14 protein-coding genes are annotated in these 16,595 nt (G+C 68.9%); 9 read left to right on the forward strand and 5 right to left on the reverse strand.

Translation table 11 applies throughout. The features are described 5' to 3' along the window. Positions 1–19 precede the first annotated feature (19 nt). Positions 20–772, forward strand: a complete 753-nt coding sequence (locus DCD74_RS09470) for an SDR family NAD(P)-dependent oxidoreductase (RefSeq protein WP_112927090.1) — start codon at positions 20–22, stop codon at positions 770–772. Between the two features lie 30 nt (positions 773–802). Here the strand turns inward: DCD74_RS09470 and speA are convergent, their stop codons facing one another. Then, on the reverse strand, positions 803–2,689 hold the full coding sequence (gene speA / locus DCD74_RS09475; protein ID WP_112927091.1) for an arginine decarboxylase: 1,887 nt from the start codon (positions 2,687–2,689) through the stop codon (positions 803–805). A gap of 135 nt (positions 2,690–2,824) precedes the next feature. Here speA and speE point away from each other — a divergent pair, with 135 nt between their 5' ends. The 3 genes from speE (at position 2,825) to DCD74_RS09490 (ending at position 4,982) form a co-directional block, all read left to right on the forward strand. Next, complete coding sequence (gene speE / locus DCD74_RS09480; protein WP_112927092.1) at positions 2,825–3,679, forward strand: polyamine aminopropyltransferase; 855 nt, start codon at positions 2,825–2,827, stop codon at positions 3,677–3,679. Positions 3,680–3,810: 131 nt separating this feature from the next. After that, positions 3,811–4,071, forward strand: coding sequence for a hypothetical protein (locus DCD74_RS09485; protein ID WP_112927093.1), 261 nt, complete (start codon positions 3,811–3,813; stop codon positions 4,069–4,071). A 95-nt stretch (positions 4,072–4,166) separates the two neighbouring features. Continuing rightward, positions 4,167–4,982 (forward strand): GGDEF domain-containing protein, encoded by an 816-nt coding sequence (locus DCD74_RS09490; protein ID WP_162615970.1) that lies wholly within the window; start codon positions 4,167–4,169, stop codon positions 4,980–4,982. A gap of 47 nt (positions 4,983–5,029) precedes the next feature. Here DCD74_RS09490 and DCD74_RS09495 read toward each other — a convergent pair whose 3' ends face one another. Further along, positions 5,030–5,368 carry a P-II family nitrogen regulator gene (locus tag DCD74_RS09495; protein ID WP_112927095.1) on the reverse strand — a complete coding sequence of 113 codons (339 nt, stop codon included), beginning with the start codon at positions 5,366–5,368 and terminating at the stop codon, positions 5,030–5,032. 155 nt (positions 5,369–5,523) lie between these two features. On the opposite strand from DCD74_RS09495, the gene ubiK reads away from it, so the two are divergent. The 4 genes from ubiK to DCD74_RS09515 all read left to right on the forward strand — a co-directional run bounded on the left by ubiK (position 5,524) and on the right by DCD74_RS09515 (position 11,396). Then, entirely contained in the window at positions 5,524–5,790 is a 267-nt protein-coding gene (ubiK, locus tag DCD74_RS09500; RefSeq protein ID WP_112927096.1) for a ubiquinone biosynthesis accessory factor UbiK, read from the forward strand. Between the two features lie 43 nt (positions 5,791–5,833). Beyond that, positions 5,834–7,324: a YifB family Mg chelatase-like AAA ATPase gene (locus DCD74_RS09505; RefSeq protein WP_112927097.1), complete on the forward strand. Its 1,491-nt coding sequence runs from the start codon at positions 5,834–5,836 to the stop codon at positions 7,322–7,324. 119 nt (positions 7,325–7,443) lie between these two features. After that, a complete protein-coding gene (locus DCD74_RS09510; protein ID WP_112927098.1) occupies positions 7,444–9,498 on the forward strand; it encodes a S9 family peptidase in 2,055 nt (684 codons plus the stop codon). 173 nt (positions 9,499–9,671) lie between these two features. After that, the gene (locus DCD74_RS09515; RefSeq protein ID WP_162615971.1) at positions 9,672–11,396 is read left to right on the forward strand and encodes a potassium/proton antiporter; all 1,725 of its coding nucleotides are present in this window, start codon (positions 9,672–9,674) and stop codon (positions 11,394–11,396) included. Between the two features lie 3 nt (positions 11,397–11,399). Here DCD74_RS09515 and DCD74_RS09520 read toward each other — a convergent pair whose 3' ends face one another. Beyond that, on the reverse strand, positions 11,400–12,575 hold the full coding sequence (locus tag DCD74_RS09520) for a putative peptide maturation dehydrogenase (protein WP_112927100.1): 1,176 nt from the start codon (positions 12,573–12,575) through the stop codon (positions 11,400–11,402). 103 nt (positions 12,576–12,678) lie between these two features. Between DCD74_RS09520 and DCD74_RS09525 the strand changes: the two genes are divergently transcribed. Then, on the forward strand, positions 12,679–13,008 hold the full coding sequence (locus DCD74_RS09525) for an NHLP-related RiPP peptide (protein WP_112927101.1): 330 nt from the start codon (positions 12,679–12,681) through the stop codon (positions 13,006–13,008). Positions 13,009–13,024: 16 nt separating this feature from the next. Here the strand turns inward: DCD74_RS09525 and DCD74_RS09530 are convergent, their stop codons facing one another. Together DCD74_RS09530 and DCD74_RS09535 are read right to left on the reverse strand one after the other, a co-directional pair. Beyond that, positions 13,025–15,472 carry a putative peptide modification system cyclase gene (locus DCD74_RS09530; protein WP_237049581.1) on the reverse strand — a complete coding sequence of 816 codons (2,448 nt, stop codon included), beginning with the start codon at positions 15,470–15,472 and terminating at the stop codon, positions 13,025–13,027. Continuing rightward, a complete protein-coding gene (locus tag DCD74_RS09535) occupies positions 15,469–16,488 on the reverse strand; it encodes a GGDEF domain-containing protein (RefSeq protein WP_237049582.1) in 1,020 nt (339 codons plus the stop codon). The genes DCD74_RS09530 and DCD74_RS09535 overlap by 4 nt, the downstream gene beginning before the upstream one ends. Positions 16,489–16,595 lie beyond the last annotated feature (107 nt).

A 16,595-nucleotide genomic window follows, 5' to 3' on the forward strand; every position in this document is an offset into this window, starting at 1 on the left:
TTCCACCGCGCGCCCCGCCATGACTTCGAAAACCGCCTTCGTCACCGGTGCCACCTCCGGCTTCGGCCGCGCCATCGCCACCCGCCTGCTGCGCGAGGGCTGGCAGGTCGTCGCCACCGGCCGCCGCGCCGAGCGGCTGCAGGCGCTCAAGGATGAAGCCGGCGACGCGCTGCACGCCGCCTGCTTCGACATGCGCGATGCCGATGCGGTCACCGCCGCGATCGACGCCCTGCCGCCCGCGTTCGGCCGCATCAACCTGCTGGTGAACAACGCGGGCCTCGCACTCGGCACCGCGCCCGCGCAGCGCGCCGATCTCGCCCAGTGGCGGCAGATGATCGACACCAACATCACCGGGCTGGTCACGCTGACCCATGCGCTGCTGCCGAGGCTGATCGAAGCGAAGGCGCTGATCATCAACATCAGCTCGATCGCGGCGACATACCCGTATCCCGGCGGCAACGTCTACGGCGGCACCAAGGCCTTCGTCAGCCAGTTCTCGCTGGGCCTGCGCAGCGACCTGCACGGCAGCGGCGTGCGCGTGACCAGCATCGAGCCGGGCATGGCCGAAACCGAGTTCACTTTGGTCCGCAACGGCGGCGACCAGGCCGCCAGCGATGCGCTCTATGCCGGCGCCGCGCCGATCACCGGCGACGACATCGCCGACCAAGTGCTGTGGCTGGCGCAGCTGCCGCCGCATCTCAACATCAACCGCATCGAGACGATGCCGGTGAACCAGAGTTTCGCCGGCTTCCAGGTGCATCGACAAGGTTGAAGCCGCGCCGGCCGGGCGGCGCAGGCATCCTCACTCGATCGGCGAGTCGTCCAGGTAGGTGTAGCCGGTCAGGCCGTTTTCCAACGCCTCGTTGAAGCGCTCGGCCTCCGACTTGGTCAGGTCGGCCGCGCCGACGCGGGCACGGTAGGCGCGGCGCAGGTCGTCGAGCCTGTAGCCGACGTAGTCGAGCATGACGTCGGTGGTGTCGCCGCGGCGCTGCTGCACGATGCGGCAGTCGTCGCCGTCCACCTTCACTTCGATCGCGTCGGTGTCGCCGAACAGGTTGTGGATGTCGCCGAGGATCTCCTGGTACGCGCCGACCAGGAAGAAGCCCAGCCGGTAGCTCTCGCCCTTGCGCAGTTCGTGCAGCGGCAGCGATGTGTCGAGGTCCTCGTTCTCCACGTACACGTCGATCTTGCCGTCGGAGTCGCAGGTCAGGTCGGCGATGATGCCGCGCCGCGTCGGCGCCTCGTCCAGGCGCTCGATCGGCGTGATCGGGAACACCTGGTCGATGGCCCACACGTCCGGCATCGACTCGAACACGCTGAAGTTGACGAAGTACTTGTCGACCAGCCGCTCGTTGAGTTCGTCCAGCAGGTCGCGGTGGCTCTTCTCGTCGTAGGTCAGGCGCGCCTTGACCGCATGGGCGATGGCGTAGAACAGGTCGTCGATGCGCGCGCGCTGCACCAGGTCGATCTGCCCGAGCGAATACAGCGCCAGGCCTTCGGCATGCGCCTGCGCGGCCTCGTGGAAGATCTCCACGGCCGGGCGCAGCGGCAGTTCGTCATGCAGTTCGCGCAGCTGGCGGACCGGGTTGGATTCGTCGTCGTTCTGCGGCGGCACGCGGCCTTCCGGCGCCTGTTCCACCTCGCTCACGTTGGCGACGAGCACGGCGTGGTGCGCGGTCATCGCGCGGCCGCATTCGGTGACGATGCGCGGCTGCGGCAGGTCGTTCTGCGCGCAGGCATCGGCCAGCGGCTGGACGATGCTGGAGGCGTAGTGCGCGATGTTGTAGTTGACCGAGTTGTACGAACGCGAGCGCGTGCCTTCGTAGTCGATGCCGAGTCCGCCGCCGACATCGACATGGCTGATCTCCGCACCCAGCTTCGACAGCTCCACGAAGTAGCGGGTCGCCTCGCGCATGCCGTTGGCGATGTCGCGCACGTTGCTGATCTGCGAGCCCATGTGGAAGTGCAGCAACTTGAGGCAATGGCCCATGCCGGCGTCGCGCAGATGCTTCCACAGGTCCAGCACCTGGCGCGGGTTGAGGCCGAACTTGGCCTTGTCGCCGCCGGAGTTCTGCCACTTGCCCGCACCCAGCGAGGCCAGCCGCATGCGCACGCCGATGCCCGGCTCCACGTCGAGCGCGGCGGCTTCCTCCAGCACGATGCGGAGTTCCGACGGCTTCTCGATGACGATGAAGGTCTGCAGCCCCAGCTTGCGGCCGATCAGGGCCAGCCGGATGTACTCGCGGTCCTTGTAGCCGTTGCAGACGATCAACCCGCCAGCACGCGAGAGCGCCAGCACCGCCATCAGCTCCGGCTTGCTGCCGGCTTCCAGGCCGAAGCCCTCGCCGTGGTGCGAGGCCAGCGTGCCGGCGACGCCCGCGTTCTGGTTGACCTTGATCGGGTACACCGCCGTGTAGCCGCCGGTGTAGTCCCAGTCCTTCTCCGCCTGCGCGAAGGCGGCCTGCAGCTTGCCGAGGCGATCGCCGAGGATGTCGGGGAAGCGCACCAGCATCGGCAGGTTGGCGCCGGCGCTCATCGCGCGATCCACCGCCTCGGCCAGCGCGATCTTCGGGCCGGCCTTGCCTTTCGGGCGGACCACGATGCGGCCGTCGTCGCCGACATCGAAATAGCCATCCGCCCAGTGCGGGATGGAATAGGTCTTGCGGGCGAGGTCGAGGGACCAGGTCATGGCGGCCGGTTCGCGCGGAATGGGCCCGCCATTCTACGGGCCCCGCTCCGGCGGCGAGGTCAGCGCCGCGTCACCGGGCGGCCGCACGCCGCCGTTACAATCCCCGGCCATCCATCGGCCTAACGGAATCCGCCCATGTCCCAGCAGGAATGGCTCCACGAGAACTTCGAACCCGCGGGTTCCTCCATCGGCTACCGCATCACCCGCAAGCTGGACGAGGTGCAGTCGCCGTTCCAGAAGATCGAGATCTTCGAGTCGACCGACTGGGGCAACCTGATGCTGATCGACGGCGCGATGATGCTGACCACGCGCGACAACTTCCTCTACCACGAGATGATCACCCACCCGGTGCTGTTCACCCACGCGGCGCCGAAGCGCGTGGTGATCATCGGCGGCGGCGACTGCGGCACCCTGCGTGAAGTGCTGAAGCACCCGGGCGTCGAGAAGGTGACCCAGTGCGACATCGACGAGCAGGTCACGCGGATGGCGGAGAAGTATTTCCCCGAGCTCTGCGAATCCAACGGCGACCCGCGCGCCGAGATCATGTTCGATGACGGCCTGGCCTACATGAAGAACTGCGAAGCCGGCAGCGTCGACATCGTCATCGTCGATTCCACCGACCCGGTCGGCCCCGCCGAAGGCCTGTTCAACGCCGCCTTCTTCGCCGACTGCGCGCGTGCGCTGAAGGACGACGGCATCCTGGTGCAGCAGTCGGAATCGCCGCTGGTGCTGCTGGACCTGATCAGGGAAATGCGCGCGGAAATGGGCAAGGCCGGCTTCGACAGCTTCCAGACCCTGCCCTTCCCGCAGCCCTGCTACCCGACCGGCTGGTGGAGCGTGACCATGGCCCGCAAGAACGGCAACGGCGATTTCGGCTTCCGCGAGGCCGACGCGCGCGGCAAGGCGTTCGACACGCTCTATTACAGCGCCGACATCCACGCCGGTGCGCGCCACCTGCCGCCGTTCGTGGCCAAGGCGCTGGCCGGCTGATCAACGGGTTGGGATGTCGCCGCGTCAGTGCGCGTCGGCATCCCGTTCGCCGGGGCGGATGCGCGTCCGAATGTGAATCCGGTTGCATTTCAGGGCATCCTTGTGTCCAGGCTCATTCACCGCCTGGATCCATGCCCGCCAGCAAATTCGGTCCTCTCGCCTGGACCTGCATCGCGCTGATGCTGGCCGCGGGCTGCGCGATGGCGCAGCCGCCGTCGGGCACGGGCTTCGACCAGACCTATCGCACGCTGTTCGGCCCCGACAGTTACGACCGCTCGCCGGCGTACTACCAACAGCTGGTGGCCAAGTTGCGCGACGAACTGCCCCCCGACGACCCGGCGCGCGCCCTGCGCTTGTTTGCAGCCGAATGCACCGATCAACCCTGGTGGTAACGACCGGCCGTGGAGCGCGCGGCCTTGTTGAAGCAGGCGTTGGCGGGCCTGCGCGACGACGCCATCGTCGAAGCCCACCTGATGACCTGCCAGGCGTGGCAGCACAACAGCGAAGGTCGCGATTCGCTGGCGCTCAAGGCGGCGGCCCGGCCACCGCGCTGGCCGACTTCCGCGAACACATCCGCCTGCGCGACCAGGTGACCGCCAATATGGCCGGCCAGCAGGCCGTGCTGCGCAACATGGAACACGCCATCGCCACCCGCGCCGCCGAGAACCGGGCGCTGCGCAAGGAAAAGGCCGCGCTGGAACAGATGCGCCGCTGGCAGGCCGGCACGATCGCCACCGGCGCCCTGCTCATCCTGCTGTTGGGCTATGTGGTGATGGTGCAGCTCAAGCGCGGGCGCCGCCTGCGCCGGCTGGCCGACTTCGATGCGCTCACCCATGTCGCCAGCCGGGCCAGCATCCTCTCGGCGGGGGAAAGCGTCGTCGCGCAAGCACAGGCGGACGGCACGCCGATGTGCGTGCTGACGTTCGACATCGACTATTTCAAGATGGTCAACGACACCCACGGCCACCCGTTCGGCGACGAGGTGCTGATGGAAGTGGCCAAGGCCTGCCGCAGGACATTGCGGCCCGAAGACCTGCTGGGACGCACCGGCGGCGAGGAGTTCCTGGTGATCTGCCCGGGCACCGCGCTGCCGCAGGCGCAGGTCATCGCCGAACGGATGCGCCACACCGTGCAGGCATTGCCCTCGACCGCGCCGCTGGAAGCACTGGCGTCGCTCACGATCAGCATCGGGCTGGCCCAGCTGCAGCTGGGCCAAGACCTGAAGGCGCTGGTGCGGCGCGCGGACCACGCGCTCTATCGGGCCAAGCGCAACGGCCGCAACCGGGTGGAAGCCGCCGACTGATTGATTACGGGTTGGAATGTCGCCTTGTCGGATTCGATGTCAACGCGTCAGAGCGCGTCGGCATCCAGTTCGCCGGTGCGGATGCGCACCGCGCGTTCCAGATCCCAGACGAAGATCTTGCCGTCACCGATCTTGCCGGTGCCGGCCGACTGCAGGATCGCTTCCACCACCGCATCGACCTGTTCGGCGGTGGCGGCGACTTCAAGTTTGAGCTTGGGCAGGAAGTCGACCACGTACTCGGCGCCGCGATAGAGCTCGGTATGGCCCTTCTGCCGGCCGAAGCCCTTGACCTCGGTGACGGTGATGCCGGTGACGCCCACGTCGGCCAGCGCCTCGCGCACGTCGTCGAGCTTGAACGGCTTGATGATCGCCATCACCATTTTCATCGTGGAGTCCCCGCGGTCAGTGCGGCTACTTTAAGCGAACGCCCGCACGGCACGCTGCTAGGATTCCCCCACCCTTTCCACGGGGCTGGCCTGATGACCGCATCGCGCGATGGCGCGGCATCGTCGGGGCTCGCCCACCGCGCAGGAGCGCCGCCATGATCGACCTCGCCCAACTCGACGACCTTGCCCGCCGCCTCGGAGGCCTGCTGCCGCCCTCGCTGCGCGAAGGCCGCGAAGAGCTGCAGGAGAACTTCAAGTCGGTGCTGCAGGCCGGGCTGGCGCGGCTCGACCTGGTGACGCGCGAGGAGTTCGAAGTGCAGCGCGCGGTGCTGCTCAAGACCCGCGAGAAACTCGAAGCGCTCGAACGCAGCGTGGCCGAGCTGGAAGCCGCCGCGCGCGGCGACGGCGACGCGCACCACTGACGGCTGCCGCGTTGCGCCAAGCGCATCGCGGAACCCCAACGACATGGGACTGGCCCGGGTGATGAGCCGGGCGCGCGTGGGCGTGCGCGCGCCGCAGGTGGTGGTGGAAGTGCACGTGGGCGGCGGGCTGCCCTCGCTGTCGATCGTCGGCCTGCCGGAGGCCGCGGTGCGCGAGGCCAAGGACCGCGTGCGGGCGGCCATCGTCTGCGCGCAGCTGGAATATCCGGCCGGGCGCATCACCATCAACCTCGCGCCGGCTGACCTGCGCAAGGAAGGCGGCGGCTTCGACCTGCCGATCGCGCTCGGCATCCTCGCCGCCAGCGACCAGCTGCCGCTGCAGGCGCTGGCGTCCATCGAATTCCTCGGCGAGCTGGGCCTGAGCGGCGAGCTGCGGCCGGTGGCCGGCGTGCTGCCGGCGGCGCTGGCCGCCACCGAGGCGGGACGAAGCCTGATCCTGCCCGCCGCCAACGGCGCCGAAGCCGCGCTCGCCGGACGCGCCGGCATCGCCACCGCACGGACATTGCTGGAAGTCTGCGCGGCGTTGCGCGGCCAGAAGACCCTGCCGCCCGCCGAAGCCGCATCCGCCATCCCCACCCTGCCGTCGCCCGACCTGCGCGATGTGCGCGGGCAGGCGCAAGCGCGGCGCGCGCTGGAGATCGCCGCCTGTGGCCAGCACCATCTGCTGCTGCTCGGCAGCCCGGGCTGTGGCAAGACGCTGCTGGCCTCGCGCCTGCCCGGCATCCTGCCGCCGATGGGCGAAGCCGAGGCGCTGGAAACCGCCGCCGTGCATTCGGTGTCCGGGCAGCCGTTCGAACCGGCACGCTGGCGGCAGCGCCCGTTCCGCAGCCCGCACCACACGGCGAGCGCGGTGGCGCTGGCCGGCGGCGGCAGTTCGCCGCGCCCCGGCGAGATCTCGCTGGCGCATCACGGCGTGCTGTTCCTCGACGAACTGCCGGAGTGGAATCGCGCCGCGCTGGAGGTGCTGCGGCAGCCGCTGGAGTCGGGCACGGTCACGGTGTCGCGGGCGGCGCGGCAATGCGAATTCCCGGCGCGCGTCCAGCTGGTGGCGGCGATGAACCCGTGTCCCTGCGGCTGGGCCGGGGATGTCTCGGGGCGATGTCGCTGCAGCCCAGACATCATCGCCCGCTACCGCGCCCGGATCTCCGGGCCGCTGCTCGACCGCATCGACCTGCAGCTGGCGATGCAGCGGCTGCCGCCCGCCGCCCTGGCCTGCGATGCGCCCCCGGCCGAGGACAGCGCCCGCGTCCGCGCACGGGTCAGCCTTGCCCGCGACCGCCAGCTGGCCCGCGCCGGCAAACCGAACGCGCTGCTGGAGCCGGCCGAACTCGCCCGCGACGGCCGTCTGCAGACCGGCGACCAGGCCCTGCTGGCGCAGGCCATCGACCGCCTGCAGCTGAGTGCGCGCGGGGTCCACCGCATCCTGAGGGTGGCGCGGAGCATCGCCGACCTCGCCGGCAGCGGCGACATCCACACCCCGCACCTGGCCGAAGCCATCGGCTACCGGACCCTCTGAGCCGCGCAGAAGCCGGTTCGCCCGAGCCCCGAAAAATTGTTAACCACATCACAACATTTCACCCGCACTGGAAGCGTATGGTCGGCCCCACAGGGGATCAACCAAGGGGCGTAACGCGCATGAAAACCACGATGCTCGCGGCCACTGTCGCCGCCCTGCTGGCTGCCGCAGCCGGCCTTCCATCCACCGCGCTCGCGCAGGACATGGCGACACCCCTGATCCCGCGCGACGCGCTGTTCGGCAACCCCGAGCGCAGCAACGTGCAGCTCAGTCCCGACGGCCAGTACATCAGCTGGACCGCGCCGGTGGGCGGGGTGATGAATGTCTGGGTCGCGCCGGCCAGCGACATGGGCAAGGCGAAGGCGATCACCCGTGATACCGGGCGCGGCATCCGCCAGTATTTCTGGAGCTACCAGCCCGGCACACTGCTCTACCTGCGCGACACCGGCGGCAACGAGGACTTTCATCTGTTTGCGCTCGATGTGGCTTCGGGCACCGCGCGCGACCTGACCGACTATCCCAAGACCCGTGCCTACGTCTCGGGCGTCAGTTCGCTGCATCCCGAATCGGTCGTGGTCGGCCTGAACGACCGCGATGCCCGCTGGCACGACCTGTACCGCATCGACCTCAAGAGCGGCAAGCGCACGCTGTTGCAGAAGAACAGCGAGGACTTCGCCAGCATCGAAGTGGATGACAGCTACACCGTGCGCATGGCCTCCAAGCAGCGCGCGGATGGCGGCATCGACTACTACAGGCCGGACGGCAAGGGCGGCTGGACGGTCTTCGACAGCTTCCCCTACGGCGACTCGATGACCTCGTACTACGGCGGTTACACGGTGGATGGCAAGACGCTCTACCTCACCGATTCGCGCGACCGCGACACCGCCGCGCTGTATGCCATCGACACCGCCACCGGCAAGCGCACGCTGCTGGCCGATGACGACCGTGCCGATGTCGGCGACGTGCTGCGTGATCCGCGTACCGGGCAGATCCAGGCGGTGTCGGTGGATTACCAGCGCAACGACTGGAAGGTGCTGGATCCGCGCATCGCCCCCGCCATGGCCGAAATGCGCAAGCTCGGCCCGGGTGATGTCTGGGTGGCCAGCCGCACGCTGGATGACAAGAACTGGATCGTGGCCTACGGCGCCGCGGAACAGCCGGTCGTCTACTACCAATACACGCCCGGCAGCGGCAAAGCGCCGGTCAAGCTGTTGGCCACGCGCCCGGCGCTGGAAGGCCAGCCGCTGGTCCCGATGTACCCGCAGGTGATTCCCGCGCGCGACGGGCTGGGCCTGGTCAGTTATCTCACCCTGCCCAAGGCCGCCGACGCCAATGCCGACGGCAAGGCCGACCGGCCGGTGCCGATGGTGCTGCTCGTGCATGGCGGGCCGTGGGCGCGCGACATGTATGGCTACAACAGCTACCACCAGTGGCTGGCCAACCGCGGCTACGCGGTGCTGAGCGTGAACTACCGCGGATCCACCGGCTTCGGCAAGGACTACGTCAACAAGGGCGACCTGGAGTGGGCCGGCAAGATGCACGACGACCTCATCGATGCGGTCGACTGGGCGGTCAAGCAGGGCGTCACCCGGCCGGAGGACGTCGCCATCATGGGCGGCAGCTACGGCGGTTACGCCACATTGGTGGGGCTCACCTTCACCCCGGACCGCTTCAAGTGCGGCGTCGATATCGTCGGGCCGTCCAACCTCAACACCCTGCTCAAGACGATTCCCCCGTACTGGGCCTCGATGCTGGAAACCTGGGCCAAGCGCATGGGCGACCCGCGCACCGAGGCCGGCCGCAAGCTGCTGGACGAGCGTTCACCGCTGAGCCGCGTCGATGCGATCACGAAGCCGCTGCTGATCGGCCAGGGCGCCAACGACCCGCGCGTCAAACAGTCCGAATCCGACCAGATCGTCGCGGCGATGAAGGCGAAGAATATCCCGGTCACCTATGTGCTGTTCCCGGACGAAGGCCATGGCTTCCAGCGCCCGCCCAACAGCAAGGCGTTCAATGCCGTCGCCGAGGGGTTCCTGTCGCAGTGCCTGGGCGGACGCGCGCAGCCGATCGGCGATGACTTCGCCGGGTCCAGCATCGGCGTGTCCGAAGGCGCCGCCTACGTGCCGGGGCTGGAGGCTGCGCTCAAGTCGCACACGCCGGCGGTGAAGAAGTAAGTCCACGGCCGTCATCGAGGCCCCGAAGCCCGGCCCCGCGCCGGGCTTCGCGCATCCATCGCCGCCTGCTTCGGCCAAAAGCGCTGCAGGCCCGCGATTGCAGCCGCTAGACTCGGGTTTCCCCTCCCCTTTCGGCCACCCTTCTGGAAGTCCTGCACCACATCGACCTGCGGTTGCTCGGCGGCGCCCTGCTGGTGCTGGCGGGCATCGCGTCGTCGCTGCTGGCGCGGCGCTTCGGCGCGCCGTTGCTGCTGGTCTTCCTGGTGCTGGGCCTGCTGCTGGGCGTGGACGGGCCGGGCGGCATCCGTTACAGCGACACCCGCTTCACCTTCATGGTCGGTTCGCTCGCCCTGGCGCTGATCCTGTTCGACGGCGGCCTGCAGACGCGCGCCTCGCACGTGCGCGGCAGCGTGGCGCCCTCGCTGGTGCTGGCGACGGTCGGCGTCGTGGCCACCGCGGCCTTGACCGCCATGGCCGCGCATCACCTGCTGCCGCTCACGCCGCTGCAGTCGATGCTGCTGGGCTCGGTGGTGGCGTCCACCGATGCCGCGGCAGTGTTCTTCCTACTGCGCTCGGGCGGCCTGCGGCTGGAGCGGCGCACCGGCAGCACGCTGGAACTGGAATCCGGCGCCAACGACCCCATCGCCATCTACCTCACGCTGGCGCTGACCGGCGTGCTGGCCGGACAGGGCGGCGACGGCGGCGTCATCGGCATCGCCATGAAGATCATCTGGGCGATGGCCAGCGGCGCGGCCTGCGGTTACGCGGGCGGGCGGCTGCTGGTGTGGGCGCTCAACCGCATCAACCTGCCCTCGGGTCTGCATCCGTGGCTGGCGATGGCCGGCGCGGTGGCGGTGTTCGCCATCACCAACCAGCTGGGCGGGAGCGGCTACTTGGCGGTGTACCTGGCCGGCATCGTGGTGGCCAACCGGCCGGTGCGGGCGCGCAGCGAGGTGCTCTCGGTGCAGGACGCCGCCACCTGGTTCGCGCAGCTGGTGATGTTCCTGCTGCTCGGCCTGCTGGCCGATCCCAGCCGCCTGCTCGACGTGCTCTGGCCGGCGCTCGGCGTGGCCGCCTTCCTGATGTTCGTGGCGCGGCCCATCGCGGTCGCCGCCTGCCTGCTGCCGTTCCGCTACCGGCCCGGCGAGATCGGCTTCATCGCCTGGATCGGCCTGCGCGGCGCGGTCGGCGTCTTCCTCGCCTCCATCCCGCTGCTGGCCAAGCTGCCCAACGCCTGGCTCTACTTCAACGTGGCCTTCGTGGTGGTGCTGACCTCGCTGCTGGTGCAGGGCTGGACGCTGCGGCTGGCGGCGAAACTGTTCGATGTCGCGGTGCCGCGCGGCGACCCCGATACCCGCCGCGTGCAGCTGGACCTGCCCGGCCAGCTCGACTACGACCTGCTCGGCTACCGCGTGCCCGCCGGCAGCAAGGCGCTGGATGCGCAGACCTGGCCGCTCAACGTGCGGCTGATGATGGCGGTGCGCGCAGGCAAGGTGTTGACCGCCGAGGAAGCCGGCGCCCTGCAGCCCGAGGACTACGCCTACCTGCTGGCGCCGCCGGATTCCGCGCGGCGGCTGGACTGGCTGTTCGTGGGTGATGACGGCCAGGGCCCGGCGCAGGCCGGCTTCGGCAGCTTCACCCTGCCCGGCGACGTGGCGCTGGGCGAGCTGGCGCAGTTCTACGGCCTGCACATCCCCAAGCGTTTCTCGGCGCGGACCGCCGCGCAGCTGTTCGATGAGCGCTTCGACGAATCGCCGCAGATCGGCGACCGCCTCGCGCTCGGCCCGGCCACGCTGATCGTGCGGGCGATGAAGGAAGACCGCGTCGCCCAGGTGGGTCTGGAGCTGGTCAGCCTGGGCGAACGCCTGATCAGCGGCAGCAAGAGTCCGCGCGCCTGAGGCTCAGGCGTCGGCGGGTTGCCAGATACGGTTCTGCGGGTCGAGTTCGGTGGTGTCCATCACCTCGCCGCGCCAGCCGAAGCCGCAGATCGCCATCACCCCCTGCGCCATCGGCTGCAGCGCGAAGGCGTCTTCCAGCGGCTTCTCGTTGATGGCGGCGGTGATGAAGGCACCCAGCCCGGCCTCGGTGGCGGAAAGATAGAGCGTCTGTGACAGGTGGCCGCTTTCCAGCGCGATGACGCGATAGCCCTTCTTGTGCTGACGGTACTTCCAGAACGTGCGGTCGTAGCGCGGCACCAGCAGCACCATCGCGTGCGCGTTGGCGAACCAGTGTTGATGGCAGACCGCCACGCTGGCCAGTTCGTCCAGCGGCATCGCCGGCGCGGGCAGCGGCGCCAGCCGATGGCGCACGCAGTCGTAGTGGTAGAGGCCGGGCGCGATGCCTTCCACATGCCGCAGCAGGCAATACGCCTCCACCGGATGCAGGCCACCACCGGATGGGCTGGTCTTCTTGAGGAAGGTGGTGTCGGGCGCGCCGTCGATGCGGCCCTGCGCGGCGAACACGCGCTGCATCAGCCGCGCGAACACCGGCAGCGGCAGCGGACGTTCGGCATCGAAGTTGCGGCAGGTCACGCGCGCGAGCAGCACCTCGTCGAAGGCGTTGCCCGGCGCGCGCGGCAGGTCGATGCCGGCCGCCGCATCACCATCGGCATACGATTCCGGCGGCGGCGGCCCCAGCACCTGGCGCATCTCCGGCACGGTCTCGGTGCCCAGGTCCTTCATCGCCTGCACCGCGTCGTTGTCGTCCCAGCGGGTGAAGGCCTGCAGCGTCGCGCCGAGCGGATGCCAGTGCAGCGCGCGCAGGTGCTCGTCGCGTTCGCGCCAGTGCGCATGGGCGCGGCCCTTGCCGATCAGCAGGCCGGCTTTCAGCAGGCGCCGCCACACCGGACGGGCGGCTTCGGGCAGGTCGCGGGTATCGGTCCAGGCATGCGCGCCGACCTGGCCCAGCAGGGCGCAGGCGTCGGCATCGATCTCCACTTCCTCACCGATGTGCGGCGCCAGCGCGATCCAGCGCCGCTGCGCGGACAGGCCATCGCCACCGGAGAGCAGATGGGTCAGGTCGAAGGCGAGCGTTTCCCGCGGCTCGATGTAGAGCACGGCGCACCGGCGCAGCTGCATGGGGTTCTCCGCGTGATTGCGCCCGCACGATAACCGTTGCGTGTGCCCCATCCCAGACCTACAGTCGGCATTCCGGCCCGGGGGGCCATGAGGGGAAACACCGATGGCAACGAAAAAAAGCCTGAAGTCCGAAGCCCTGAGCCCGAAGGTGGCCGACCGGCTGCTGGAACTGCTCGGCACCGACACCGAGTTCCGGCGCCTGATCAAGAAGGATCCGCAGGCCGCATTCCTGCAGGCCGGTTACAAGCCGTCGAAGGAAGTGGCCGCGGGCACCCTCGGCGCAGCGTGGATGTGCTGCGACATTGACCGGATCGCCCCGAAGGCGAACATCGAAGCATCGCGCGAGCAGCTCAAGAGCATGTTGACGGGTGGCATGGGGCAGTCGCCCATCGCACTGACCCTGTCGGCCAGCCCGCGCAAGCTCAGCAAGTAAGGCCTGGCCGCACCGCTCAGTTCGCGGCGCGTTTCGCCAGATACACGTAGGCGGGCTGCTGGCACCAGCCACAGCCCTGCTCCCCATACAGCCGCCCGCGACCGTAGGCGTCGCTTTGTCCCGCTCCCGTCGTCCGCCCGCGCGCCGGCTGGCGGGCGGCAAGCGCCACGGAATATGGCGCATTCGATGGCACCGGCAGCGAAGCCCCGCGCGCTTGCGTCAAATACTCAAGCGCGCGGGAAAGCTCGGGCACGAAGGAATCGGTGAGCTTCGAGCAGGCGGGCGCCGCGTGTGCCTTGACGGTGTTGGCGGCATCGAGATCGCCAGTGAGCCCGAAGAACAGCCCAGCCTGCAAGGCGGTGTAGCAATTCGTGGAAAGTTCCGTCGCAGGCACACCCGTTTCCTTGGGGAAGGACAGCGCCAGCATCCGCTCCAACACCTGCCGGGCTTCGCGCTTTTCCCCTGCGGCCACGGCAGCGACCGAATGTACGAACAGGGCACCCTGTCGCACCGTCCGGGTCAATGAAGGCGCCTTGCTGATGAGCCGCGCCCTGTCCAGCGCCGCCTGGGTGTCACCCATGTCGAGCGCGATGGAAACATCTTCGTACGTGACGCCATCGTCCAGCTGCACGTTCGCGGCACGGTAATCGAGCTTGGCCTGCTGGAAATCACGCAGGGCGGCATGACTGCGCGCCAGGCCGATGTCTGCCGAAGGCAGGCCCAGCGCGCGCGCGCTGGCATAGGCGATGACTGCATCCTTCGGGCGGTCCAGACCCAGCTGGTTGAAGCCCACCAGCTGCAGGACCTTGGCCCTGGTCGGGTTCTGGGCTTTCTGGGCCCGTTGCGCATAGGTCAGCGACTGCCCGAACAGACTGCGCTCGGCCAGCACGTAACCCATGTTCATGAGCGCCGGAAAATCATCGGGATAGACCTCGGACAACTTCTTCCAGGCTTCGAGCTCGCCCGCAGGGTGGTCGAAACGCGCGAGCCAGGCATCCATGTACAGCTTGTCGCGTGCGGCAAGCCTGGCGGACAGCGCCGCGCCCTTGCGCAGATAGGACTCGGCCTCCACCGAAAGTCCCTGGGCATTCAATGCCCTCAGGCCACCCAGCCACGCCATCGCAAAGGAGGCGTCCAGGCTGATGGCGGTATCGAACAGCCGCTTCGCCTTGGGGTAATCGCCCTCGTCAAAGGCCTGCTGTCCGAGCGCATATGACTTCAGTGCATCGATATTGCTGGTGGTCACCTGCGGCAATGGTTTGGAATCGCGCTCGATCGAGGCCAACGCCTCGCCCAGCTTGCCGCGCAGGGCGCCGGTCACCGTGTCGACTGAATCCAGCGCCGAGCCGACGCCACGCCCGTCCGCGCTTTCGACATACACAGTGGACTGCGTCCGTGGATCCACCACCTCGGCGCTGACGCGCAGTCGGCCACCCACTTCCGAGACCATCGGCAGGATCACCGCGCGCACGCCGTCGCGCACCGCGATCTCGGAGGCGATGGCGCGGTCGATGGCGGTGCCTTCCGGCTTCTGCATGCGCTGCAGGGTTTCGCGCGCCTTGAGGTCGGACAGCACGTTGACGTAGCGCGACTGCTCCAGGCTGATGCGGAAGGCCTGTTCCAGCGATTCGTCCAGGCGCGGGTCGCCGGTCAGGTTGCGCAGGTCACCCATCACCACCCAGTCGCGCTCGGCGAAGGCGATCGCCGGCTCGGGCTTCATCGCATACCAGCCGCCGATGCCGAGGCCGGCCAGCAACACCGCTTCGGCCACCAGCGACGCCGGGCGCCGCCACAGCGGCAGGTCGCGCCAGGCCTTGGGGCCGTTCTTGGGCATGCGCAGCGGGGCCAGCCCGGCTTCGCCCACCTCGTGCACTTCCTGCTTGCCGGGCACGCCCTTGAAGCACCAGTGGCCGTGCGACTTCCACAGCAGGTGTTCGCCGCGCTCGCCCAGTTCGCGGGCGGCGCGATGCGCCAGCGGTTCGGCGATGGCGGACACCAGGATCTGGCCGGGCCGCGCCAGCGTCATCAGGCGGGCGGCCATCGGTTTGGTCAGGCCTTCCACTTCCAGCGGCTTGGCGCCCAGCTGGACCGCCTCCACGCTGTTGCGCCAGGTCAGCACCTCGCCCACGTGCAGGCCGGCGCGGGCGCGCAGTTCCACGCCATGGCGGACACCGACGCCCTTGAGCGCCTTCATGTAATCGAGCGCGAAGCCGAGCCCGTCGATGGGCCGCTCGAACAGCAGCAGCAGGCCATCGGAACGGTCAATCAGCCGGCCGCGCCAGCGCTGCTGCAGTTCCAGCACCACGCGGTCCAGGTCGCGGAAGATCTGCGCGGCGGCGGTGTCGCCCCGTTTCTCGGTGATCTCGGTGGAGTCGCACAGGTCGGTGAGCAGCAACGTGCGCAGCAGCGGCGTGTCGTCCGTGCTGGCGCTGGCCGCAGGCATCGGGCGCGGCTGGGCGTTCATGCCACCGTTTCCCGCACCGGCGCGACGTGGACCACCGGCGCGTCGGGTTCGTGGATTTCGAAGCCATCGCCGCCGCGCGCCTTGACGCGGTAGAGCGCGGCATCGGCGCAGGCGTACCAGCCCTGCCAGTCCTGCGCCGGGTCGATCATGCAGCCGCCCACGCTGAGGCGGCAGATCAGCGGCGGTTCGCCGTTCATTTCCCACAGCGCGCGGGCGGTGGCGACCAGGTAGTCGGCCATCCGCGCCAGGTCGTCAGGCTGGTCGAGGCAGGCCAGCACGCAGAATTCGTCGCCGCCCAGCCGTGCCGCCACTTCGACCGAGCCGGTGATGGATCGCAGGATGTGCGCCACGCTCTGCAGCACGCGGTCGCCGGCGATGTGGCCGTAACGGTCGTTGACGTCCTTGAAGGCATCGCAGTCGATGATCAGCAGGCCGCAGCTGTCCAGGCTGCCCAGCGCGCGACGCTGGTCCACCATCGCCACGAAGCCGCGGCGGTTGCACAGGCCGGTCAGGTCGTCGGTGCGGGTGAGTTCCTGGGTGCGGGTCAGCCGGTCGGTGGCGTCGCGCAGGGAGTCGAGCGCGGATTGCAGGTCGCGGTTGCGCCGGCGCAGGCTGTGCATCAGCGACTGCTCGTTGTCCACTACCCGCATGATGGCGCGATGCAGGAAGCCCGCCACGCAGCGCGGGTCCTCGGCCAGCAGGTTCTGGAAGGTGCTGTGGTCGAGCTCCAGCAACACGCAGTCGTTCACCGCGCGGGCGGTGGCGGAACGCAGGTGGTCGCCGATCAGCAGGCCCAACTCGCCGAAGAAGCCGCGCGCGCCGAGCTGCTTGAAGAATAGGTCGTCGCCGAACACCAGTTCGACCACGCCCGATTCCACGATGTACATGGTGCGGCCGCTGTCGCCTTCGGCGAACAGTTGCTGGCCGGCTTTCAGGGTGCGGCGATGCGCCTGGCTGGCGAACAACGCGAACTCGGTTTCGCCGACCACATAGCTGTCCCGCGCGGGAACCCGCACGGGGGCTTGGCCTTCATTCGAAGAAACGCGAGCGCTGCGACTATCCACGCATCCTGCCCACCCCAATAGACGCTGAATATAGCACCTGAATGTCAACCCTTTAAGCA

Origin of the sequence: Lysobacter oculi, from assembly GCF_003293695.1 — a bacterium.
GTDB classification, from domain to species: domain Bacteria; phylum Pseudomonadota; class Gammaproteobacteria; order Xanthomonadales; family Xanthomonadaceae; genus Solilutibacter; species Solilutibacter oculi.